General features: G+C 68.3%; 20 protein-coding genes. 14 read left to right on the forward strand and 6 right to left on the reverse strand.

The genetic code is table 11. From position 1 onward, the window contains the following. Positions 1-398 precede the first annotated feature (398 nt). Complete coding sequence (locus ACOQFL_RS07930; RefSeq protein ID WP_435543826.1) at positions 399-1,088, forward strand: GntR family transcriptional regulator; 690 nt, start codon at positions 399-401, stop codon at positions 1,086-1,088. A 72-nt stretch (positions 1,089-1,160) separates the two neighbouring features. Here ACOQFL_RS07930 and ACOQFL_RS07935 read toward each other — a convergent pair whose 3' ends face one another. Next, positions 1,161-2,645: an NAD-dependent succinate-semialdehyde dehydrogenase gene (locus ACOQFL_RS07935; protein WP_435543451.1), complete on the reverse strand. Its 1,485-nt coding sequence runs from the start codon at positions 2,643-2,645 to the stop codon at positions 1,161-1,163. A 161-nt stretch (positions 2,646-2,806) separates the two neighbouring features. On the opposite strand from ACOQFL_RS07935, the gene ACOQFL_RS07940 reads away from it, so the two are divergent. After that, positions 2,807-3,913 (forward strand): LCP family protein, encoded by a 1,107-nt coding sequence (locus ACOQFL_RS07940; protein WP_435543452.1) that lies wholly within the window; start codon positions 2,807-2,809, stop codon positions 3,911-3,913. A 95-nt stretch (positions 3,914-4,008) separates the two neighbouring features. On the opposite strand, the gene ACOQFL_RS07945 is transcribed toward ACOQFL_RS07940, so the two are convergent. Continuing rightward, complete coding sequence (locus tag ACOQFL_RS07945) at positions 4,009-4,803, reverse strand: lysozyme (RefSeq protein WP_435543453.1); 795 nt, start codon at positions 4,801-4,803, stop codon at positions 4,009-4,011. 171 nt (positions 4,804-4,974) lie between these two features. Between ACOQFL_RS07945 and ACOQFL_RS07950 the strand changes: the two genes are divergently transcribed. The 8 genes from ACOQFL_RS07950 to ACOQFL_RS07985 all read left to right on the forward strand — a co-directional run bounded on the left by ACOQFL_RS07950 (position 4,975) and on the right by ACOQFL_RS07985 (position 15,401). Beyond that, a complete protein-coding gene (locus ACOQFL_RS07950) occupies positions 4,975-6,705 on the forward strand; it encodes an ABC-ATPase domain-containing protein (RefSeq protein ID WP_435543454.1) in 1,731 nt (576 codons plus the stop codon). Positions 6,706-6,828: 123 nt separating this feature from the next. After that, positions 6,829-7,494: a phosphoribosyltransferase gene (locus ACOQFL_RS07955; RefSeq protein WP_435543455.1), complete on the forward strand. Its 666-nt coding sequence runs from the start codon at positions 6,829-6,831 to the stop codon at positions 7,492-7,494. 98 nt (positions 7,495-7,592) lie between these two features. Next, complete coding sequence (locus ACOQFL_RS07960) at positions 7,593-10,025, forward strand: ATP-dependent Clp protease ATP-binding subunit (RefSeq protein WP_435543456.1); 2,433 nt, start codon at positions 7,593-7,595, stop codon at positions 10,023-10,025. Then, positions 10,022-10,846 (forward strand): SAM hydrolase/SAM-dependent halogenase family protein, encoded by an 825-nt coding sequence (locus ACOQFL_RS07965; RefSeq protein WP_435543457.1) that lies wholly within the window; start codon positions 10,022-10,024, stop codon positions 10,844-10,846. Before ACOQFL_RS07960 ends, ACOQFL_RS07965 begins: the two co-directional genes overlap by 4 nt. A gap of 101 nt (positions 10,847-10,947) precedes the next feature. Beyond that, positions 10,948-11,985, forward strand: a complete 1,038-nt coding sequence (locus ACOQFL_RS07970) for an SMP-30/gluconolactonase/LRE family protein (protein WP_435543458.1) — start codon at positions 10,948-10,950, stop codon at positions 11,983-11,985. Between the two features lie 180 nt (positions 11,986-12,165). Next, entirely contained in the window at positions 12,166-14,130 is a 1,965-nt protein-coding gene (locus ACOQFL_RS07975) for an aconitate hydratase (RefSeq protein ID WP_435543459.1), read from the forward strand. Between the two features lie 170 nt (positions 14,131-14,300). Continuing rightward, a complete protein-coding gene (locus tag ACOQFL_RS07980; protein WP_435543460.1) occupies positions 14,301-14,792 on the forward strand; it encodes an STAS domain-containing protein in 492 nt (163 codons plus the stop codon). A 96-nt stretch (positions 14,793-14,888) separates the two neighbouring features. Next, entirely contained in the window at positions 14,889-15,401 is a 513-nt protein-coding gene (locus ACOQFL_RS07985) for a DinB family protein (protein ID WP_435543461.1), read from the forward strand. Positions 15,402-15,514: 113 nt separating this feature from the next. On the opposite strand, the gene ACOQFL_RS07990 is transcribed toward ACOQFL_RS07985, so the two are convergent. Next, complete coding sequence (locus ACOQFL_RS07990; protein ID WP_092627113.1) at positions 15,515-15,775, reverse strand: metallothionein; 261 nt, start codon at positions 15,773-15,775, stop codon at positions 15,515-15,517. Positions 15,776-15,982: 207 nt separating this feature from the next. Between ACOQFL_RS07990 and ACOQFL_RS07995 the strand changes: the two genes are divergently transcribed. Further along, a complete protein-coding gene (locus ACOQFL_RS07995; RefSeq protein ID WP_435543462.1) occupies positions 15,983-16,291 on the forward strand; it encodes a DUF6221 family protein in 309 nt (102 codons plus the stop codon). Between the two features lie 118 nt (positions 16,292-16,409). Here the strand turns inward: ACOQFL_RS07995 and ACOQFL_RS08000 are convergent, their stop codons facing one another. Next, the gene (locus ACOQFL_RS08000; protein ID WP_435543463.1) at positions 16,410-17,123 is read right to left on the reverse strand and encodes a TetR/AcrR family transcriptional regulator; all 714 of its coding nucleotides are present in this window, start codon (positions 17,121-17,123) and stop codon (positions 16,410-16,412) included. Between the two features lie 104 nt (positions 17,124-17,227). Here ACOQFL_RS08000 and ACOQFL_RS08005 point away from each other — a divergent pair, with 104 nt between their 5' ends. After that, a complete protein-coding gene (locus ACOQFL_RS08005; protein ID WP_435543464.1) occupies positions 17,228-18,760 on the forward strand; it encodes an MFS transporter in 1,533 nt (510 codons plus the stop codon). 36 nt (positions 18,761-18,796) lie between these two features. Here ACOQFL_RS08005 and ACOQFL_RS08010 read toward each other — a convergent pair whose 3' ends face one another. Continuing rightward, a complete protein-coding gene (locus tag ACOQFL_RS08010) occupies positions 18,797-19,513 on the reverse strand; it encodes an SDR family NAD(P)-dependent oxidoreductase (RefSeq protein ID WP_435543465.1) in 717 nt (238 codons plus the stop codon). Positions 19,514-19,676: 163 nt separating this feature from the next. Continuing rightward, positions 19,677-20,114, reverse strand: a complete 438-nt coding sequence (locus tag ACOQFL_RS08015) for a MerR family transcriptional regulator (protein WP_435543466.1) — start codon at positions 20,112-20,114, stop codon at positions 19,677-19,679. Positions 20,115-20,208: 94 nt separating this feature from the next. Here ACOQFL_RS08015 and ACOQFL_RS08020 point away from each other — a divergent pair, with 94 nt between their 5' ends. Together ACOQFL_RS08020 and ACOQFL_RS08025 are read left to right on the forward strand one after the other, a co-directional pair. After that, positions 20,209-20,946: an SDR family oxidoreductase gene (locus tag ACOQFL_RS08020; protein WP_435543467.1), complete on the forward strand. Its 738-nt coding sequence runs from the start codon at positions 20,209-20,211 to the stop codon at positions 20,944-20,946. Positions 20,947-21,005: 59 nt separating this feature from the next. Beyond that, positions 21,006-22,472, forward strand: coding sequence for an MFS transporter (locus ACOQFL_RS08025; RefSeq protein WP_435543468.1), 1,467 nt, complete (start codon positions 21,006-21,008; stop codon positions 22,470-22,472). The last annotated feature ends 350 nt before the right edge of the window (positions 22,473-22,822 follow it).

The raw sequence follows: 22,822 nt of genomic DNA on the forward strand, positions 1-22,822 counted from the left end.
GGTCGGCGCCTTGGTGCGCGCTCCTCGGAGCGCGCACACGTGAAGGGAGTTTTCGGTGGCGCGTACCGCGAGCGCGAATGCGCTGTCGGTGGCACGCCTACCCGAGCTGCTGGTGACGAGCGGGGATCGCCCGTCACCGAGACGCCGATGGTTCCGAGACCTGCGTGGAGCGGTGAAACGGGCGCGGTTGTGTTTTTGGCGTCCGGGTGTCGTTGCCGTCGCTGTTTCGGATGCGGATGTGGTGTGTCAAGCGTGTTCACCGGATCTTGTTCGGTCGGGGTTTCGGTTCCGGCCGGGTGGCCGGTCGGGCTTGTTTCCGGGAGCGCGTCCTCGGCGTGCCGCAGCCGCCCCGCCCCCGCGGTCAGGGGTGGGGACCTCGAATGACGAGAGGGTGCGAGATGTTGGGAGTCGACGAACAGAACCAGGCCGGGGAGTTGGAGCCGGTTCAGCGTAAGTCCACGGCGGCGATCGTCGCCGATCAGTTGCGTTCGGCGATCATGTATGGCTCGTTGGCTCCGGGGAGTCAGTTGGGTGAGGCCGATCTCGCCACGCAGCTGGGTGTCAGCCGTGGGCCGCTGCGGGAGGCGATGCAGCGCCTCGTTCAGGAAGGACTGCTGCACAGTGAACCCCACCGGGGTCTGTTCGTGACCACGATGGAGCCCGAGGACGTCCACGATGTGTATGTGGCGCGGCTGGCGGTCGAGCGCAGCGCGTGTGAGCAGATCGTGCGGCATCACCGGGTGGACGCGGTGGCGGAGTTGACCGGGGCGCACGCCAAGATGGTCGCTGCCGTGGCCAAGGATGACCGTGACGGGCTCACCGAGGCCGATCAGGAGTTTCACGAGACGCTCGTGGCGGCTTCTCGTAGTCCTCGGCTGCAGCGGATGGCGCAGACGTTGTTGGTGGAGAAGCGGATGTGTCTGGCTGCGTTGGTCGACACGTATCCGACGGATACGCAGGCGTTGGTCGACGAGCACAAGGGGCTGGTGGATGCGATCGAGGCCGGGGACGAGCGGTTGTTGCTGTCGCGGTTGGAGGCGCACATGAATGATGCGTTGCAGCGGTTGACGGCTTCGCTCGAGCAGTAATCACCCCGGCCCCGTGGGGCGGCCCGTGCCCGGTGACGGACGGTGCCACCCGCGGGGCCGGATTGTGTCGGTTCACAGTCCGCCGACGGCGACGTATTTGGTTTCCAGGTATTCGTCGATGCCGATTTTGCCGCCTTCGCGGCCGATGCCGGATTGTTTGACCCCACCGAAGGGTGCGGCGGCGTTGGAGACCACGCCCTGGTTGAGGCCGACCATGCCGGTCTGCAGGGCTTCGCTGATGCGCAGCGCGCGCGGCATGTCTCGGGTGTAGGCGTAACTGACCAGCCCGAACTCGGTGTTGTTGGCCGCGGTGATGGCTTCGTCCTCGTCGGTGAAGGTACTGATCGGCGCTACGGGCCCGAACACTTCTTCGCTGGTCAGGCGGGCGTTGGAGGGAACGTCGGTCAGGACTGTGGGTGGGTAGTAGTAGCCGGGGCCGGTTTCGGCTTTGCCGCCGGTGAGTATGCGCGCCCCTTGCTGGACGGCGTCGTTGACGAGTTCGGTGACTTTGTCGAGTTGGGTGGAGTCGATCAGTGGGCCGACTTCGACGTTGTCGCCCGTGCCGCGTCCCAGGCGCAGTGCCCGCATGCGGCGGGTGAGTTTGTCGGTGAATTCCTCGGCGATGTCGCGGTGCAGGTAGAAGCGGTTGGCCGCGGTGCAGGCTTCACCGATGTTGCGCATTTTGGCCAGCATGGCCCCGTCGACTGCGGCGTCGACGTCGGCGTCGTCGAAGACCAGGAACGGAGCGTTGCCGCCGAGTTCCATGGAGGTTTTGAGTACCTGCTGGGCGGATTGTTCGATCAGGGCGCGTCCCACCGGGGTGGAGCCGGTGAAGGTGAGTTTGCGGGCGCGGGGGTCGGTGATCAGCGGGCGCATCACCTCGTCGGCGTGTCGGGCGGTGATGATGTTGAGCACTCCGGGGGGTAGTCCGGCTTCGGTGAGGATCTCGCCCAGCGCCAGCATGGTCAGTGGTGTCTGGTGGGCGGGTTTGATCACCATGGTGCAGCCCGCGGCCACGGCGGGCCCGATTTTTCTGGTTCCCATGGCCATGGGGAAGTTCCAGGGGGTGACCATCAGCGATGGTCCTACCGGTTGTCGTGTGATCAGCATCCGCCCGCTGCCGTTGGGTGAGACGGCGTAGTCGCCGTCGATGCGTACGGCTTCTTCGGCGAACCAGCGGAAGAATTCGGCGGCGTAGGTGACTTCGGCGCGGGATTCGGCCAGTGGTTTGCCCATTTCCAGCGTCATCAGCAGCGACAGGTCCTCGTGTTTGCTGGTGATCTCTTCGAAGGCGCGCCGCAGGATCTCGCCGCGTTGGCGGGGTGGGTGCCCCGCCCAGGAGGGTTGGGCCCGGTTGGCGGCGTCGAGCGCGCGTAGCGCGTCGTCGGCGGTGGCATCGGGCACGGCGCACAGCGTTGTGGTGGTGGAGGGGTCTTCGACGTCGAAGGTGCGTTCGGCGGTGGCGGGCTGCCATGTTCCGTCGATGAGCAGACCGCGGGGCACGCCGTCGAGGACGGTGTTTTCCCTGGGGTGGTGTGGCTGGTCGTCGGCGTTCATGGCTTGATGATGCCTTTCGGTGTCGGGCTGGGACAGTCGACAGGGCCGGTGGTGGCGTTCGGTGTCGACTCGATCGCGTTTCGTGATGTCCGGTGGGGCTGGGGGCTTGTCGGGTGACGGCCCGTTTCGGTGCGGGTGGGGGCGCGGATAAATTACCGGGCATGAGCGATTGGTCGGCGAAGCAGCCGAACGGGCGAGGCTCGGCGTCTCCTGGGCAGCAGCGGGGCGGATACGACTATTACCGCGCGGGCGGCTCGCGGGGGCAGCGGCAGTCGCCTCGTGGGCATTCCGATGCGGCTTCGACCCCGAAGCGTCGGAAGAAGCGACGGTGGGGCCGTGGGATCGGCATCACGCTGCTGCTGCTGGTGCTGCTGCTAGTGGGGATGGTGGTCTATGTCGACAGTTCGCTGCAACGCAGCGACGCGTTGGCCGACTATCCGGGGCGGGTCGAGGACACTCCCGGCACGAACTGGTTGCTGGTGGGGTCCGACAGCCGTGAAGGGCTCGACGAGTCGCGGCGTGAGGAGCTCTCGGCCGGCGATGCCGGGGGCAGGCGCACCGACACCATGATGCTGATGCACATTCCCGCCGGTGGGGGCAAGCCGGTGCTGGTCAGTCTGCCGCGGGATTCCTCGGTGCCCATCGCCGGGCACGGGCGGAACAAGCTCAACGCGGCGTTCTCGTTCGGCGGGCCGCAGTTGTTGGTGCGCACGGTGGAAACGGTCACCGGGGTGCACATGGATCACTACGCCGAGATCGGCCTGGGGGGCTTCGCCAATCTGGTCGAGTCGGTCGGCGGGGTGGAGATGTGTCTGGACCAGCCGTTGAACGACCCCAAGGCGGGGGTGAGTCTCTCCGCCGGGTGCCAACAGCTCGACGGGTCGCAGGCGTTGGGTTTCGTTCGCAGTCGTGCCTACGCCGAGGGGGATCTGCAGCGGGTGCGCAACCAGCGCAGGCTGCTGGGTGCGTTGATCGACAAGACCACCAGTCCGGCGACGTTGCTCAACCCGTTCCGGGTGTTTCCGTTGATCTCGGCGACCGGGGACACGTTCCTGCTCGACAACGGTGATCACGTGTGGCACTTGGCGGGCCTGGCCGGGGCGATGGGTGACGTTTCCTCCGGTCAGGGGCTGTCCGGCACGGTGCCCATCGCCGGGTTCGGCAGGCTCAACGGCCAGTCGGTGGTGCGGTGGGATTCGCAACGTGCCTCGCGGCTGTTCGAGGCCATCGCCGCCGACCGGGCGGTTTCCGAACAGATGTTGGGCTAGCGGCGACCACCGGGGTGGGCACCGGCTGGGGGCCGGTGCCCACCCCGGGCTCGGTGGTACGGGCCGGTGCCGCGGGGCGCACGGGCCCGTAGGTGTCACGGGGCTGTGGTGGCGAACCGTTTCAGCGCGGCCATGTCGCCGTTGAACAGGTTCTGGTCACCGGGAAACGTTCCCTGGCTGTCGTGCTGCCAGATCGCGTGACTGCCCCAGCCCGCGGGAAGCTCACCCACCCGTGGGCCGTAGCGGGCCACCCACAGTGGATTGTTGCCCGCGAAGTCCTGGTTGCCCGCGGTGCAGGTGTTCCACCAGTGGCGGGTGGTGTAGATGGCGGGGAAACGCCCGGTCAACGCGCGGTAGGTGTCGCTGAATTCGGCGATCCAGTCGGACATGGCGGTGGGGGAGATCCCATAGCAGTCGTCGGGCCCGTACGGGTTGTACTCGATGTCCAGCGCTCCCGGCAGGGTGCGCCCGTCGGGGGACCATCCGCCGCCGTTGGCGACGAAGAATCGGGCCTGTTCGGCCGCGCCGGACAGGTCCGGGCGGGCGAAGTGATAGGCCCCGCGCAGCATCCCCACGCGCCGCGCCCCCTCGTACTGGGACGAAAAGCTCGCGCTGCGGAATCCGGTTCCTTCGGTGGCTTTGACGTAGCTGAACCGGGCGCCTTGGCGCCAGGCGGAGTTCCAGTTCACCGCGCCCTGGTGCCCGCTGACGTCCATACCGGCAACCGTGGCGCCGCGGGCGTGCGGAGTGGGGGTGTGGGTGGCCGCCGCGGCCGGTATGGTCAGTCCCACCACGGTGACAGCGAGCACACTCGCCAGGCGGGCGCAGCGGGACGGTTTCGTTCCGGGGTGTCGACGTGATCGGTTGGCTGCGGAGCTGACATCGCTCACGACGGTGATCCTCCTCGGTGATTCGGGTGGTGGCGACCCGGCGTTCAATCACGCAACGTGTTGCCGTGACCCGGCTGGGAGGCTACCGAAAACGACGTTTCACACCCCGTCACACGCGCCGGGGAGGACCCGATTGGATATTCACCATCGGCTCGGGGTACCCATCAGGGGATGACACAACGAGCGAGTAACAATCGTGGCCCGAGTGGTCGTGGCCAATCGGCCGAACCGACCAACCGAACCGCCCAGGGGCTGCGCGATCAACTCAGATCGATGCACGGCGCCAGCTACGGGCGCTACAAGTCGCTGACCGGCACCTGGTCCTTCGACGGGTTCACCCTGCAGATACAGCGGGTCCAGCCCGACCCCTACGCCCCGGCCAGCCGCTGCGAAGTCCGCGTCAACCCCGAACACGCCGGGTTTCCCCACGACCTGTGGTCCAGCCCGGCCCGAGCCCGCGGGCTCGCCGGGGTGCTGGTCCGCGCGGTGGACCGCCGACTCAAAGACAGCAAACTCAGCGTCGACGCGGGCAGGCAACAGGTCCTCGACCGCAGCGCCTGCCAAATCGTCGACGGCACCGTGATCCTGCGGCTGGGCATCGACATGCCCGGACGGGGACGCAGCATCGACGGCAAGCAGGCCGAGCAGGCGCTGTGCCGCGATCTGCCCGACACCGTCGAGGCCGCGCTGCGCTGGCACACCGCCGACCAGAACCGGGTGCGCGAGTTCGTCGACTCCATCGAGGACACCGACGCGCTGCGGCAGCAGCTTGCCCCGAACAACCTGGTGGCCTTCGTCGCCGACGGCGCGGTGCTTCCCCGTCGCAGCGGCATCGACGACCGCCCGCTGCAGCAGGCGGTACCTTTCGCCTCCCCGCAATCACTGCGGGTGGAGTTCGACCTGCCCAACCGGGGCCGCGTGTCCGGCATGGGCATCCCCGAAGGCATCAGCCTGATCGTCGGCGGTGGTTTCCACGGCAAATCCACCCTGCTGCGCGCCCTGGAGCACGGCATCTACGACCATGTTCCCGGCGACGGTAGGGAACTGGTGGTGTGCACCCCCGACACCGTCAAGGTCCGCGCCGAGGACGGCAGGCGTGTGCACCGCGTCGACGTCAGCCCCTTCGTCAGCCACCTGCCCAGCGGATCGGACACCAGCGACTTCTCCACCGACAACGCCTCGGGCTCGACTTCGCAGGCCGCGTCGATCGTCGAGGCCGTGGAGGCGGGCTCGAAAGCGCTGCTGCTGGACGAGGACACCGCCGCGACCAACCTGATGATCCGCGACGCGCGGATGCAGGAACTGGTGGCCAAGGACTCCGAGCCGCTGACCCCGTTCCTGGACCTCATCCGCCCCCTGTACCAGCGCCACGGCGTGTCCACCGTGATGGTCATGGGCGGCTCCGGCGACTACATGGACGTCGCCGACCGGGTGCTGATGCTGGACTCCTACCGCTGCTACGAGGTCACCGAACGGGCCCGCGCCCTGGCCACCACCCCCACCGGGCGGCACCGGGAAGCCGAGACGTTCCCCGCCACCCGCGCCCGAGTGCCCGATCCCAAGTCGGTGGAGACCGACCGGCCGAAGGTCCGTTCCCGCGGCACCGACGCGTTGACACTGGGACAGTCCACCGTGGAACTGCGGGCCGTGGAGCAGCTGGTCGACCCCAGCCAGGTCACCGGCATCGGTCTGGCACTGGTCACCTGCGCACGCTCCGGCATGCTCGACGGCAGCCGCACCGTGCACGAGGTGCTCGACGCCTACGACGCCGAAGTCGCTAAACGCGGCATCCACGCCGTCGACGACCGCTACGTCGGCGACTTCGCCGTGCCCCGCCGTTTCGAACTCGCCGCCGCGCTCAACCGGTTGCGCACCCTGCGCATCGGGGCTTTCCGCGACTGAGAAACCCGACAGCAGCCGGCCACGGTCGGGTTTCCCCCCAACACCGAGGTGGGCATCCTGGCGGCAAGGGAGACGGGGCGTCGACGGCGCCGCATCCGCACCGCGGCCCGAAGGAGGCCGACCATGGGCAACCGCGATGCCTTCGACAGCGACACGGTCTACACCGACCGCGCCCACGCGGGACGTGCCCTGGCCGGTCAACTGGCCCACCACCGGCTCACCAACCCGGTGGTGCTGGGGCTGGCACGCGGCGGGGTGCCGGTCGCCGCGGAAGTGGCCGCGGCGCTGCACGCCCCGGTGCAGGCCTGCGTGGCCCGCAAGATCGGCGCACCCGGCCAGCCGGAACTGGCGCTGGGCGCGGTGGCCGCGCAGGGCCCACCCACCTACGACCAGCGGCTGCTGCGGGCCTTCGAGCTCGACGCCGAACAGCTCACCGCCCAGTGCGAACAGCAACGCGCCGAGGCCCGCAGGCAGGAGCGGGCCTACCAGCACGAGGCGCCGGTGGAACTGACCGGTCGCGACGTGATCATCGTCGACGACGGGCTGGCCACCGGCGCCACCGCCCGCGCCGCCGTGCGGCGAGTCCGCCAAGCCGACCCGGCCCGCGTGGTGCTGGCCGTGCCGGTCGGCGCCCCCGAGGCGGTGGCGGCGCTGTCCGGCGAGGTCGACCTGCTGGTGTGCCCCAGCAGCCCGAGATCGTTCACCGCGGTGGGCCAGTGGTATCGGGACTTCCGGCCGGTCACCGACAACGAGCTGCACCGGCTGCTGGGCCACGGCGTGCCCGGATAGGCACCACCCGCACAACGCCACGACGGTATTGGCCAGGATGGACAGCGTGATCAACGTGGGACCACACCACGACCAGCCATGCCGATCGGGAGTGTGCCGTGAGTAGCGGTCGGGCCTTCGAACCGTCACCGGGTGTCGAGTCGCTGCTCGACGAACTGCTGCGTGCCCGCGGGGACGAGACCACCAACGACACCACCCACCGCGGGCAGGCCGCCGGTGTGCTCGACGAGCAGGCCCGCACGGTGCTGTCCACAGCCGTGCACGCCGCCCGCGACTGGGGCCACACCGCTCTCGACGACACCCACCTGCTGTGGGCGCTGACCCAGACCGGGCCCACCGCCTCGATGCTGCGCGAAACCGGTGTGGCCGTGGACCGGCTGGCCCGCAGCCTGCGCACCCTGGCCGGGGCGCACGAGGCCACCGGCGGCTCGGCCGACCCGCGCCCCTGGCTGACCAGCGCCGCGCGACACGCCCTGCTGGGTTCCTACCGGCAGGCACGGCACGAGGACGCCGCCCAGCTCGGAACGCGGCACCTGCTGCTGGGCGTGGCCACCGACGCCGACTCCGCGGCGGGGCGAGCACTGGCACGGGCGATCGAACAGGGCGAGCACCACCGCACCGGCCCCACCGAGCCCCCCGAGCAGGACCACCCCGACACCACGCAGCCCACCACGCCGTGGCTGGACGAATTCGGGCTGGACATGACCGCCCGCGCCGCCGCGGGCGACATCGACCCCGTGACAGGACGCGACCACCAGATCGACCAGATCGTGGAGGTGCTGGCCCGGCGCGGCAAGAACAGCCCCGTGCTGCTGGGGGAGGCCGGGGTGGGCAAAACCGCCATCGTGGAGGGACTCGCCCACCGCATCAGCACCAACACCGCACCGCCGCTGCTGGCGGGCCGTCGACTCGTCTCCCTCGACGTCACCGGCCTCGTCGCCGGCGCGCAACACCGCGGGGACTTCGAACGGCGGCTGCGTGAACTGCTCCGCGAAATCACCCAACACCGCCAGGACCTGATCGTGTTCGTCGACGAGATCCACGTGCTGATCGGAACCGGAGCCGGCGACGGCGCGCTGGACGCGGCCACCGTGGTCAAACCCGCCCTGGCGCGCGGTGAACTCCCCCTGATCGGCGCCACCACCACCGAGGAATACCGCAAACACATCGAAAAAGACCCGGCCCTGGAACGACGGTTCCACCCCGTCACGGTTCCCGAACCCACGGTGGCCGAGACCACCGCGATCCTGCGGGGCCTGCGGCAGCGCTACCAGCAGCACCACCGCGTCCGCATCGACGAACAAGCGCTGCGGCACGCCGCCGAGCTGGCCCAACGCCACATCCCCGAGCGTTTCCTGCCCGACAAGGCCGTCGACGTGCTCGACCAGGCCTGCGCACGCCTGCGACTGCGGCACGACCGCGAGCCCACCGGCACCACCCGGCCGCTGCTGGGAACCGACACCGTCACCGAGGTCGTCGCCGACCGCACCGGCCTACCACTGACCGAACTGGGCACCACCGAACGCGTCAAACTCCGCGAACTCGACACCCGACTGTCCGAACGCGTCATCGGCCAACCACAAGCCACCCGCACCGTCGCCGACGCCATCCGCCGCGCCCGCACCGGCCTGTCCGACCCGGACCGCCCGTTGTGCAGCTTCGTGTTCACCGGGCCCACCGGGGTGGGCAAAACAGAACTGGCGCGAGCGCTGGCGGCCGCGCTGTTTTCCGACAGCGACCGCACGGTGCGGTTCGACATGGGCGAATTCCAGGAGAAACACAGCGTGGCACGCCTGATCGGAGCCCCACCCGGCTATCTCGGCCACGACGAACCCGGCCAGCTCACCAACAGCATCCGCACCCACCCCTACAGCGTGCTGCTGCTCGACGAGATCGAAAAAGCCCACCCCGACATCCTCAACACGCTGCTGCAGGTACTCGACGCGGGCAGACTCACCGACTCCACCGGCACCACCGTGAATTTCAGCAACACCGTGGTCATCATGACCTCCAACATCGGGGCCGAGCAGGCACTGCGCGCCGCCGAGCCCGACCAGCCCCCGTTCGACCCCGTCGCCGCACTGGGCGCGCACCTGCGCCCGGAGTTCGTCAACCGCATCGACGAGATCGTGCCGTTCCAGCCGCTGGGCACCGACGCGCTGGTCGACATCGCCGAGACACTGCTGGAACACACCCGACAGCGGCTGCACAACCGGGGGATGCGGCTGGAGATCACCGAACGGGCCGTGCGCTGGCTCGTGCACCACGGCGAACACCGCGAGTTCGGCGCGCGGCAACTGCGGCGGGTCATCGAACGGCAACTGCACAACCGCATCGCCACCCTGCTGACCGAACACCCCGCCCCGGACGGGTACACCGTGCACGTCGACCTCGACGAGCAGGACACACCGACCGTGCGGCTTGCCCGGCAGCAGCGAAACGCCAACGGTGACCCCCGCGCCGCGCCGAACCGAGAGGCCACCCCGGTCACCACCCCGGCAGGCGGCGACGGTGCCACGATGGAACCATGAACGATCAACCGCGCCACCCGTGGATCTCGTTTACCACCGACTACGGCACCGCCGACGGGTTCGTCGCCGCCTGCCGAGGAGTGCTGGCCCGCCACGCCCCGGCTGTGTCGGTCATCGACATCAGCCACCACATCCCCCCGCAGGCGATCACCGCGGCCTCGGCGGTGCTGACCCAGACCGTGCCCTACCTGCCCACCGCGGTGCACCTGGTCGTCGTCGACCCCGGTGTGGGAACCGCCCGACGTGGCCTCGCACTGGAAACCACCTCCGGAAGTCTGCTCGTCGGGCCGGACAACGGGGTGCTGCTCGCCCCGGCCGAGCGGCTCGGCGGGATCACCACCGCCGTGGAACTGGCCGAACCGGACTGGTGGCTGCCCGAAGTCTCGGCCACCTTCCACGGGCGCGACATCTTCGCCCCCGTGGCCGCGGCCGCCGCGCTGGGTGCCGACATCCGGGCAGCGGGCCCCGCACTGACGCGCGAGCAACTCGTACCGGCCCCCACACCCCACTCCAGCAGCCACGGCCGGAACGTGCGGGCACAGGTGATCACCATCGACCACTTCGGCAACCTGCAGCTGGCGCTGCCCGCGACACAGGCCCCCTGGCACCACGGAGAGCCGCTGCTGATCACCACCCCCACCGGCCGGTTCACCGCCCGGTTCGGCCGCACCTTCGGCGACGTCGCCGAAGGCGACTGCCTGGTGCTGGCCGACTCGGCCGGACACCTGGCCGTGGCCGTCAACACCGCCTCGGCCGCCGCCCGGCTCGAGACCACCCGCGACCACATCCTCGACATCACTCCCGCCGAACGGGACACGTAACCACACCCGGAACCCGCCCCGCCGGTCTCGCCGCGTCACCCAGCGGCAGCGGTCTCGTTGTCCCCGCACACCCCTCACCGCCCACACCCCGGGAGCCCACCATGAGCACCGGGATCCGCCCCCGCGGGTGGCGTCCACCCCGAGCTCGCCCCACCCGGCCACGACGACTCGCCGCGCCCCACCTGTTGCCGGTCAACGGCCTCGGCCCCGAAGACGTCGTGCTCGACGAACACGGCCGAATCATCACCGGCGTCGACGACGGCCGCCTGCTCGCCCTCGACCAGGACGGGCGGCAGCTGCGGCTGCTGGCCAACACCGGCGGCCGCCCGCTGGGCATCGAAACGCTACCCGACGGGGCGCTGCTGGTCTGCGACGCCGAACGCGGCCTGCTGCGAATCGACCCGCGAAGCGGACACGTCCACACCCTGCTCGCCCCCGGCGGACCGGGGCGGCCCGAGCTGTGCAACAACGCCGCGGTGGCCACCGACGGCACCGTGTACTTCAGCGACTCCTCCCGCCGGTTCCCACTGTCGCGGTGGCGGCACGACCTCATGGAACACTCGGGCACCGGCCGACTGTGGCGCCTGCCGCCCGGCGGGTCCGCCGAGGTGCTGCTCGACGGGCTGCAGTTCGCCAACGGGGTGGCGCTGAGCCCCGACGAATCCAGCGTGGTGGTCGCCGAAACCGGTGCCTACCGGCTACGACGCGTGACACTGACCGGGCCCCGGGCGGGAAGCAGCGACACGCTGCTGTCGGCGATGGCCGGTTTCCCCGACAACATCTCCACCGGCACCGACGGGCTGATCTGGATCACCCAGGCCGCGGCACGCAGCCGCCTGCTCGACACCGCCCACACCCACGCCCCGGTGCTGCTGCGCCTGGCCGCCGCATTACCGCAACCACTGCAGCCGCAACCGGCCGAAACGCTGTGGCTGCTGGCCGTGGACACCCACGGGCGCGTGGTGCACGAACTCACCGCCCCGCTGGGCGGATTCGGGATGGTCACCGGAGTGCGCCGGCACCGGGACACGCTCTACCTGGGCAGCCTGACCAGCCGTGCGGTGGCGATTCTCCACCTGCCGCCGCACCCGACCGGCCAACGAACGAGTTCCGGAACGCACGATAACGACACGTCCTGAGCTCGGCCCGCGAAAACGCCGACCGAAACAGCCGAACAGCAAGGACCACACCGCACGCTGTCCCGATGATCGTTTCAACCCCACCCGCGGCGGGTAACCCGAACACGGCCCACCCGGTCCCAGCCCGAACAGGGGCACCGGCATCCGGTGGGCACGCGATCACGAAAGGGGAGACCCACCGTGCCCGCACACACCCTGGCGCACAAACTCATCGCCGCACACCTCGTCGACGGCCAGATGAGCCCCGGCAACGAGGTGGCGCTGACCATCGACCAGACCCTGACCCAGGACGCCACCGGCACACTGGTCATGCAGGAACTGGAATCGCTGGGGTTGCGGCGCGCCCGCACCGAGGTCAGCGTGCAGTACGTCGACCACAACCTGCTCCAGACCGACGAGAAAAACGCCGAGGACCACGAATTCCTGCGCACCGCCGCGCAACGCTACGGACTGTGGTACTCCAAACCCGGCAACGGCGTGTCCCACCCCACCCACATGCAGCGGTTCGGCATCCCCGGCAAATCCATGGTCGGCTCCGACTCGCACACCTGCGCCGCCGGATCACTGGGCATGCTCGCCATCGGGGTGGGCGGGCTCGAGGTCGCCCTGGCCATCGCCGGTGAACCCCTGCGCATCCGCATGCCCGAAATCTGGGGCGTGCGTCTGACCGGACAACTTCCCCCCTGGGTCTCGGCCAAGGACGTCATCCTGGAAATGCTGCGCCGACACACCGTCAAAGGTGGGGTGGACCGCATCATCGAATACCACGGCCCGGGCCTGGCCGACCTGTCGGCCATGGACCGCCACGTCATCGCCAACATGGGCGCCGAACTCGGCGCTACCACCACTGTCTTCCCCGCCGACGAGGCCGTGCGGCGCTTCCTGCGCGCCGAAGGACGCGAACACGACTTCACCGAGCTGGCCGCCGACCCCGACGCCGCCTACGACCTCACCGACGAGATCGACCTGAGCGGCCTGCAACCACTGATCGCCCAACCCTCCGCCCCCGACCACGTCGTCCCGGTCAGCGCCGTCGCGGGCCGCGAGGTCAGCCAAACCGTGGTCGGGTCCTCGGCCAACCCCGGGCTGCGCGACTTCGCCGTGGTCGCCCGCATGCTGCGCGGCCGCTCCACCAACGACGCGGTCAGCGTCGACATCAACCCCACCTCCCGAGAGATCCTGCAGGACCTGGCACGCTCCGGCGCCGTCGCCGACCTGATCAGCGCGGGAGCACGTATCCACCAGTCCGGCTGCATGGGCTGCATCGGCATGGGCCAAGCCCCGGCGGTGGGGCAGAACTCGCTACGAACGTTTCCCCGCAACTTCCCCGGCCGCTCCGGCACCCCCGAGGACTCGGTGTGGCTGTGCTCACCGGAAACCGCCGCGGCCGCCGCACTGACCGGCACCATCACCGACCCCCGGCAACTGGCCGAACAACTCGGCCTGGCCGACGACACCGTTGAAGAACCCGAACACAGCGCTGTCAACACCGCCATGCTGCTGGCGCCACCCGCAGAAACCGAGGCGTTGCGCACCCAGCCCGTCAAGGGCCCCAACATCTCCGCGCTTCCGGAGCTGTCGCCGCCACCGCAGCACCTCGAAACGCCAGTGCTACTCAAAACCGGCGACAACGTCTCCACCGACGAGATCTCACCCGCCGGTGCGTACGCCCTACCACTGCGGTCCAACGTCCCGGCACTGGCGGAGTTCACCTTCACCCGGCTCGACCCCGACTATCCCCAGCGGGCCCGCCAACACCACCAGCACGCGGTGATCGGCGGCGACAACTACGGACAGGGCTCCTCCCGCGAACACGCCGCCATCACACCCCGGCACCTGGGACTGCGCCTGGTGGTGGCCAAATCCTTCGCACGGATCCACTGGCAGAATCTGATCAACTTCGGCATCCTGCCACTGGAATTCACCGAGCCGGCCGACTACGACGACATCGACCACGGCGATGTGCTCCACCTCGACGGGCTGCACCGGCAACTGGTCGAGCAGCACACACTGACCCTGCACAACACCACCCGCGGCACCGACTACCGGGTCGAGCACCGACTGTCCCCACGACAGGTCGAGGCCGTACTGGCCGGGGGAATCATCCCCATGCTCGCCGCAACCACCCCACACCACGAGGCCTGACCCACATGTATCCGCCGACCCAGCGGCACAGCGGTTGTAGCACCACCGATGGTGCCACTACGGTGGGAACCACATCTGGCGAAAAGTAGTCAAAGCGCGACACGGTGTAACCATGCGAGGCGCCGTGCCTGCCCCCTCCTCGCCATCCGGCGGACGCCGCAGGAGGAAACGTGATCGTCTCTCGACCCACTCCACAATCGGTCCCCAGCGACCAGCCCGAGCCCGCCCCGGCGAACCCGCCCCAGCCGACCGTGCCCACCAGACGAGCGGGTGAAGGCGAACTCGCACAGGGACAACACCGGCTCGACCCGGCACTGCGCATGTCGGTGCAACGCCCGGCCCCCGGGGTGGTGGTGGTGAACATGAACGGAGACATCGACCTCGCCGCGGCACCCCGGGTCACCGAACTCATCCGGCAACGTCTCACCGCCGCGGCCCTGCGAACACTGATCGTGGATTTGAGCATGGTCTCGTTCATCGACACCACCGGAGCCGAACTGCTACTCAAAGCCCAACGCCGTGCCGACCAACGCGGCATCGACATGCACGTGATCCCCGGGCAGGGCTGCGTGTCCCGACTGCTCGACCTCACCGGCCTCCACGCCGCCCTGAACTGCCACGACAGCATTCACACCGCGCTGGCACACGCCCGCGAGCAGTAGCCGACTCACTCACACCTCGTCCCACGAAGCCCCGGGGCAAACGCACCGATCCAGTCTGAAAAGGGAAATTCTCACACGGGGTGCGATAATCAGTCGGTGAGTAACATCGAACGCCCCATGCCGCCCCTCGAGGCCGACGAACGCAGCGTGCTCGAAGGCTGGCTCGACTTCCACCGCGCCACCCTCGCCCGAAAGTGCGAAGGACTCGACGACACCCAGGCGGCCACCGCCACCGTCCCACCCTCCGAACTCACCATGACCGGCCTCGTGCAGCACATGACCGAGGTGGAACGCACCTGGTTCCGCCGGATCCTGGCCGCCGAAGAACTACCCACCACCCACACCGGGCAGACACGAGCCAACGGAACCGACGGCGGATTCGAACTGGCCGAGCACACCACCCTGCACGACGCCCTGACGACGTGGCACACCGAGGTTGAGCACGCCCGTCGTAGCTGCCGCGAGTACTCGTTGACCGACACCGGCGACCTCGGCGGCCAGAACGTCAACCTTCGCTGGATCTACATACACATGATCGAGGAGTACGCCCGCCACAACGGCCACGCCGACCTGCTGCGGGAACGCCTCGACGGCACCACCGGCATCTAGCCGCAGCCAGCACGAAGCAACCGGTCACACCGAACCGATGTCCGGGAGAGACCCACCGGGCTCACCCGGACATCGGCACCGAAACCGAGCGAGACGACGTTCGCCAGACCAGCTCAGCCCGGATGGGCCCCCACCGCGTCCCGCAACTGGTCGGCCATCGACGCACCCGCCTGCCGAGCACAATGCGCGCAGCAGAAGAACTGCCCGGAATCCTCCACACCGTGCCCCAGCACGCGACACCCGCAGTGCTCACAATGCGGGGCCAACCGGTGCGCCGCGCACTCGAACGAGTCGAACACGTGCACCTGATCACCCGCCGTACGCACCTCGAACGTCATCCAGTAGTCGTTGCCACAAACCTCACACGTCGCCATGACGCCCCCTCGCAACCAACGGCCGTAACAACCACAGCATGCGGCCACACCCTGATCACGGCAACCGCACACGCCGATACCCAGCGCATTCGTTCCCCGCTCGACCACACCACGCCCGAGCCGTCCCCACTCCATGATCGACAATGTTGCCCGCGGCCGTACCACGAACGGGACGGCCGAAGCCAGCACCAGGCGAGGAGGGCGATCGTGGACCGGTTCCGGGAATTCCTGCGCACGCAGATCCTGCACGACCTGGAACGCCTCACCGACGCCCGACGCGACGGCGAAGCAGGCACCACCACCCGCTCCACCGCCCGCATCACCCGGGGATTCCGCGAATGCGAACTCAAAGCCCGCATCCTCGACCAGCACCGACACTGCGGCACCGGCCACGGCCCCTGCGACGCCCTCAACACCTCGTTCCCCCACGAGGACGAACGCGGCTGCCTCACCCGAGCCCTACTCGGACTGCCCTACAACGACCGCCCCGGCTACCACCACCGCTGGCGCCCCTGAACACCACACGGCTACACCACGCGCCATCCGAAGCGGAGATCCGACCAAGAACCGGGACAGTTTGAACGCTTAGCCTTTGCTCGCAGGTCAGCGTGCTTTTCCGCCCGGATAGCGTTTCTCACCAATCGTTGGACAACCGGGCTGCGAGACCGGCGAGCAGGAAGGTCATTCCCCGAGTGAAGTGGGCTTCCCGGTCGGTCTCGAGGGGCGGGGCTTTGGTGGCGAGGGTGGGGTAGAGGGCGGCGTGCTGGTGGACATGTTCGTCCATGGCGTAGCGGGCGGTGGGTTCGTCTTCGTGTTGCCAGGAGGTTTCGGCGGCGACAGATCCGATGACGTAGTTCGAGACGGCGGCCGCGGCGGCGGCGAGGTCCAGATCGGTGAATCCGGCATCGGCCAAGGCAGCGTGCACGAATTCGGCTCGGGCCAGTGCGTTGGGGCCAAGTAGGGGGCGACTGCTCGCCAGGGACCCTGCCCAGGGATGCCGGAGCAATACCGTACGCAGGCCGTGCATGTAACGGGTGAGGTCGTGTTTCCAGTCCCGCGCGTGTGCCTCGGGCAGCGATACCTCGCCGAACACGGCGTCGAGGGCGAGGTCGAGCAGGTCGTCGCGGGTGGCGACGTGCCAGTAAAGCGTTGTGGCGTGCACGTCCAGCGCGCCGGCCAGTCGTCGCAGACTGAGCCCGCCCATGCCGTCGCGATCGAGGACGGCAACGGTCGTGTCGGCGATGCGTTCGCGGGTCAGGTCGCTGTTGGTGTTGCGCGTGGGAGGACGAGTTCGTAGCCAGATCGCCCCGGGAATGTGGGGGCCGGTGTCACCACGCTTCGGGCTCATCCGTCGCATCGTAACCGTCGGGCGTATCCACCCTCTAGCTTGGCCCTGCAGTGTAGGTCTAAAGTGGTCCTGCACTGTAGGTCTAACGTGATGGGAGAAGCGGGATGGCACCGGTCGAGTCAACAAAGGACGACGAGGGGCATCCGCGACGATGGTCGATCCTGGTCGCGTTGTGCGCGGCCTTGTTGGTGATCGTCATGGACAACACGATCGTCAATGTGGCGATACCGGCGATCGGGAAAACCTTCGACGCGTCCACCACCGGGCTGCAAGCGGTAATCGATGCCTACGTGGTCGTTTTCGCCGGTCTGCTGATTTCCGCTGGTGTGGCCTCGGATCGCTACGGACATCGCCGCACGGTGCTTGCCGGTCTCCTCACCTTCGGCGCCGCATCAGCCGCGGCACTCGCGAGCTGGTCGATGTGGTGGCTGATCGCGATGCGCGCGCTGATGGGCGTAGGCGCCGCCCTGATCATGCCCGCTACTCTGGCCGTACTGGTACACGCCTTTCCCACAGAGGAGCGCCCGAAAGCCTTCGCGGCCTGGTCCGTCGTCGCCTCGGTGGCCATGGCCGTGGGCCCCATCGTCGGCGGTGCCCTCGTGACGGCCTGGAGCTGGGGCGGTGTGTTCTTGATCAATATCCCCGTTGTGCTCGTAGCACTGATCGGGATCGCACGGCTGGTGCCCAACTTCGGCGACGACAACCCCCGGCGTCTCGATATCGGCGCGGCCGCACTCGTCACGATCGGGATGACGGCACTGGTTACCGCAATCATCACGCTCGGCGAGACCGACGCGTCGTCCACACTCGCACCGGTCGCCACGAGCATCGCACTGGCCGCTCTCGGAGTATTCGGGTGGCGCCAACGGCGAAGCCCAGCACCGATGGTCGATTTCACGCTCTACCGCGACCGGGCCTTCGCCGGAGCAAGCACCGCAGCAACCCTGTTGACACTGGGAACCGGCAGCGTCCTGTTCGTACTGCTGCAATACCTCCAACTCGTGCACGAACACACGGCACTGCAGGCCGGGCTGGCCATCGTTCCCCTGGCCCTGGGCACCGTGGCCGGCTCCACTCTCGGCAGTCGCGCACCGGCCCGCAGCAGTGCCCGCTCCTCAATCATGATCGGCTTCGCTGCCACGGCGACCGGGTTCGTCGTCCTCGCGACCCTCACACCGAACAGCTCCTACATGACCGTGGCGCTCGGACTGCTACTGGCCGGTGGTGGCACAGGCTTGTCCAGCCCGGCCACCTACAGCACCGTTCTCGGCGCCGTCCCACAATCCAGCGCCGGAATGGGAGCCGCGCTCAACGACACCCACCAACAACTCGGCATCGCCCTCGGGGTCGCGATCCTCGGCAGTCTCCTCGGTGCCGTCTACCGCGCTAAGCTTCCCGCCAGCATTCCCGAGAATTCCGGCCGATCACTCGCGACCAGCCTCGCCTACAGCAGCACCCACGCCGACAAAGCCACTCTGGCCAACGCGGCGCGAACTGCCTTCACCTACGCCCACGCCGTCACGTTGCTCACCGCCGCAGGTTGCGCGCTTGCCGGAGCGACAATCGCCGCGTTCGTCCTACGCTCGAACACCCCTCGGGCGAGCACCTCCACATCCGCCGAGAAGGAGGACGGCTAAACGCCGGGTTAACGGTCCCTCGGTGCAACAGGGGGATCATGAGATGTCGGGACGGGGAGGTTCGGGACGCCGACCGGAGGCGAGGCGTGCGGCGGCGTTGACGACGACACCCTTCCACTCCTCCGGAAGCACGGCGAACGTCCCGTCCTCGATCGTGGCCAGTGCCCGCTCCGCTACATCGGAAGGATCGGCACCTTCGCCCGACATGCCGGTCGAAACGAGAGCAGGACAGACCATGCTCACACCGATAGGGGTGCCTTCCAGCGCCATCGCAGCGTGCTCGACGACAGCTCGCACAGCGTGTTTCGACGGGCCATAAGCACCACCCCCGGGAAAGGTAGCCGCACCGGCCAACGAGCCAGTGATCAGAATATGGGCGGGTTGGTTAGCGGCCAGCAACCGGGGCACGAACGCGCGCAACCCGTTGACAACACCCCCGACATTGACCGCGAACACCCGGTCCCAATCCTCGGGCGCCACCTCCCACGGCGCTCCGAGAGCACGACCCAAGATACCGGCATTGAGACACACCAACCGAGCATCGGCGGCGACCCGAGCCAACGCCTCCACCCCGTCCGGCACAGCGACGTCGGTGGGAACCGCTCGTGCCCCCAGCGACTCCGAGACACCCCGCAACGCACCGGAATCCGTATCGGCGAGCACGAGATCCGTTCCCCGCCCGGCCAACTCCCGAGCCAACGCGAGACCGATCCCGCTAGCGGCACCGGTCACCACCGCCCTCACACTGTCCACGCCTCAAAGCCTACTGATCACAAAACCCCTGCCACACCGCCAGTCAGTACGTCGTCGACGGTGGCCTGGCGCAACGACAGGGACCACACGGGAAAACCACCTCCGAGCGCGGCCGGAACCGGACAACGAGTACTGGTGGGGACGCACACCAGGGGAGGAGCGGTCACACGCCTCGCTGCGACGCAGTCGGATCCCACACCCCGCCGGCCGTCCCCTCACTGAGGTGCCGCTCGTAGACCCCCACCTTCCACGTGATCAAATCCAGACATTCCCGCAGATCGGCGAGCTGTCCCCGCACGTTCTCCCGATGTCGGCGCAGCAGATCCAGCCGCTGCTCCTCATTACCAGGTCCCTCACGCACCAACGCGGCGAAAGCACGCAGCTCCGCCAACGGCATCCCGGACGCACGAAGTCGAGTACAGATGCGCAACCACTCCACATCCTCCTGGTCGTAAATACGACGACCACCAGCGCTGCGGCGAACAGCCGAGACCAGCAACTCCTGCCGTTCGTAGAACCGCAGCGCATCCACACTCAGACCGGTCCGGGCAGCCACCTCACCGATACTCATCTCCGCAGCCGCGGCATCCCCTGTAGTCATCGCCGACACATTAAGCCTTGATCTGGAGCGCACTCCAGCTCCTAGCGTCAGCACCGAACGAAAACCACTCGGAGACGACACGCAGGGAGAGACAATGGCCAGGTTCACGGGAAAGCGAGTACTGATCACAGGAGGAACCAGTGGCATCGGACTGGCCGGCGCGAAACGTATCGCCGACGAGAGCGGCAAGCTGGTCATAACCGGAACGAATCAGCAACGGCTCACAGCCACCCGCGAAGCACTGCCCCGGGCCCGAGTTCTGCACAACGACGCCACCGACCCCAACGCAGCGGAAGCACTCGTCCCGTCCGTCGCCGAGCACGGCGGACTCGACGGATTGTGGCTCAACGCGGGCTACGCCGACGTCCGCGGCATCGACCAAGTCGACGCCGACTTCTTCGACCGAATGATGCGCACCAACGTGCGCGGCCCGGCCCTGCAACTGGCCCGACTCGCCGAGCACCTCAACGACGGTGCATCCGTGGTGGTCACCTCCTCGACCGCCACCTACGAAGGAGCCAGTGCGGCCAGCGTCTACGCCGCCACCAAAGGAGCGCTCGTGGCCATGGCACGCGGCTGGGCCACCGCACTGGCCGAACGGGGAATCCGCGTCAACGTTCTCGTCCCGGGCGCGATCGACACCGCTTTCAGAGAGTTCATGGGCGACCAGACTCGAGACGCCTTCGAACACGACGTCGTCAGCCGCGTCCCCCTCAACCGCATCGGCACCGCCGAGGAAGCCGCCGCCGTCGCGCTCTTCCTGCTCTCCGACGACGCCACCTACGTCACCGCCAGCCAGTACATCGTCGACGGTGGACTGGCGAAACGCTAGGAACAACGTTCGACCAGCACGCTCCGGCCGAGAAGCTCCACAGCGGTTATCCTCACCCGATGAGCGCTCACCGCGCCGACGATCCCGTGCCACTGCGCTCCGCACAAGGGCGACGGATCATCCTCGCCACCATGCTCGGCTCCGGAGTCGCCTTCCTGGACGGCTCGGTGGTCAACGTCGCGCTGCCCGCCATCAGCCGTGACCTCGGCGGCACCTTCGCCCTGCTGCAATGGGTGCTCGACGCCTACCTGCTGACACTGAGCGCACTACTGCTGCTGGGCGGGGCGCTCGGGGACCGATACGGCCGCAGACGCGTCTTCAGCGCCGGACTGGTGCTGTTCACCCTGGCCTCACTGGGCTGCGGGCTGGCGGGTGGGGGAGCGGAACTGATCACGGCACGGCTGGTGCAGGGCATCGGTGGTGCGCTGCTGGTTCCGGGCAGCCTCGCCCTGATCAACGCCTCCATCAGCCAGGACGACCGCGGTAAAGCCGTCGGCACCTGGGCGGGACTGACCGGCATCGCCGCCGCGATCGGACCCTTCGTGGGTGGGTGGCTGGTCGACACCGCCTCCTGGCGCTGGGTGTTCCTCATCAACCTTCCCATCGCCGCGGTCGCCCTGCTGGTCACCCGGCGTCATGTTCCCGAGACCCGCGATCCCAACATTTCGGGACCGCCCGACCTAACCGGCGCGATGGCGGTCACGCTCGGACTGACCGGTGCCGTGTACGCGCTGATCGAAACCCCCACACACGGTTGGAACCCGATCACCGTGCTCGCGGCACTCGTCGGAACGGCGGGGCTGCTTACCTTTCCGTTCGTCGAGGCGAAGCAGTCCGCACCGTTGCTTCCGCTGTCGCTGTTCCGTTCGCGCCAGTTCGTCGGGGCCAACCTCACCACGTTCACCGTCTACGGTGCCCTGAGCTCGGCGTTGTTCCTGCTGTCGTTGCAGTTGCAGCAGACGCTCGGCTACTCGGCGATGGCAGCGGGACTCGCCACCTTACCGATCACCGTGGTCATGCTGCTGCTGTCCAGCAGAATGGGAGCACTGGCACAGCGGATCGGTCCGCGGTGGCCGATGACCATCGGCCCGCTGGTGTGTGCCTGCGGGCTCGTGCTGATGACACGTGTGACTCCCGGAACGTCCTATGTGACGACCGTACTGCCCGCCGTGCTGATCTTCGGCCTCGGACTGTCGGTCACCGTGGCGCCGCTGACCTCGGCCGTACTGGCCTCGGTCGGACGCGAACACGGCGGTGTCGCCTCCGGCGTCAACAACGCCATATCGCGCATGGCCGGGCTGCTGGCGGTGGCGGTACTGCCGCCGCTGGCGGGACTTTCCGGGATCGCCGCGGGGCAACCGCTGGGGCAGGGGTACGCAACCGCCATGTTCATCTCCGCCGGACTGTGCGTGGCAGGGGCCGTGACAGCGGCGGTCGGTGTCGAAAACGCCGCCCGGGTGCGTTTACTGCCGCTGCCGGCCGTGAACCACGCCTGCCAGGATCCGTGCACCCGGAAACCTCGGTGAGCACGCCACCGGTCGGCGTCGGCTTGAGAATCCGAAACACCAAGTGGTGGATAATATTTGTTATCCACGTTTCACGGGAGTGGACGGAGGGTCGGCTCGGAGTGGGGACGTGTCGGTGTCTCTCGGCCGACATGGGAACAAGCTGGGAACAAGCTGGGAACAAGCACTGCGTCATCACGGTGACGAATCCGTACCTTCATAGTCGCCCCGAGATCGTCGTCCAGCTTCGGGCGGCACCCGAAAATCCGCATGGCCGACCACGGAGCGAGCGTTCGGCACGTGCGGCGCACCGCCAATGGACTGGACTGTCTCCGGTGGAAGGTGAAAGAACGCCGAGCGGTCACCGTGAC

This window comes from Actinopolyspora sabaoui (assembly GCF_051225635.1).
GTDB lineage: Bacteria > Actinomycetota > Actinomycetes > Mycobacteriales > Pseudonocardiaceae > Actinopolyspora.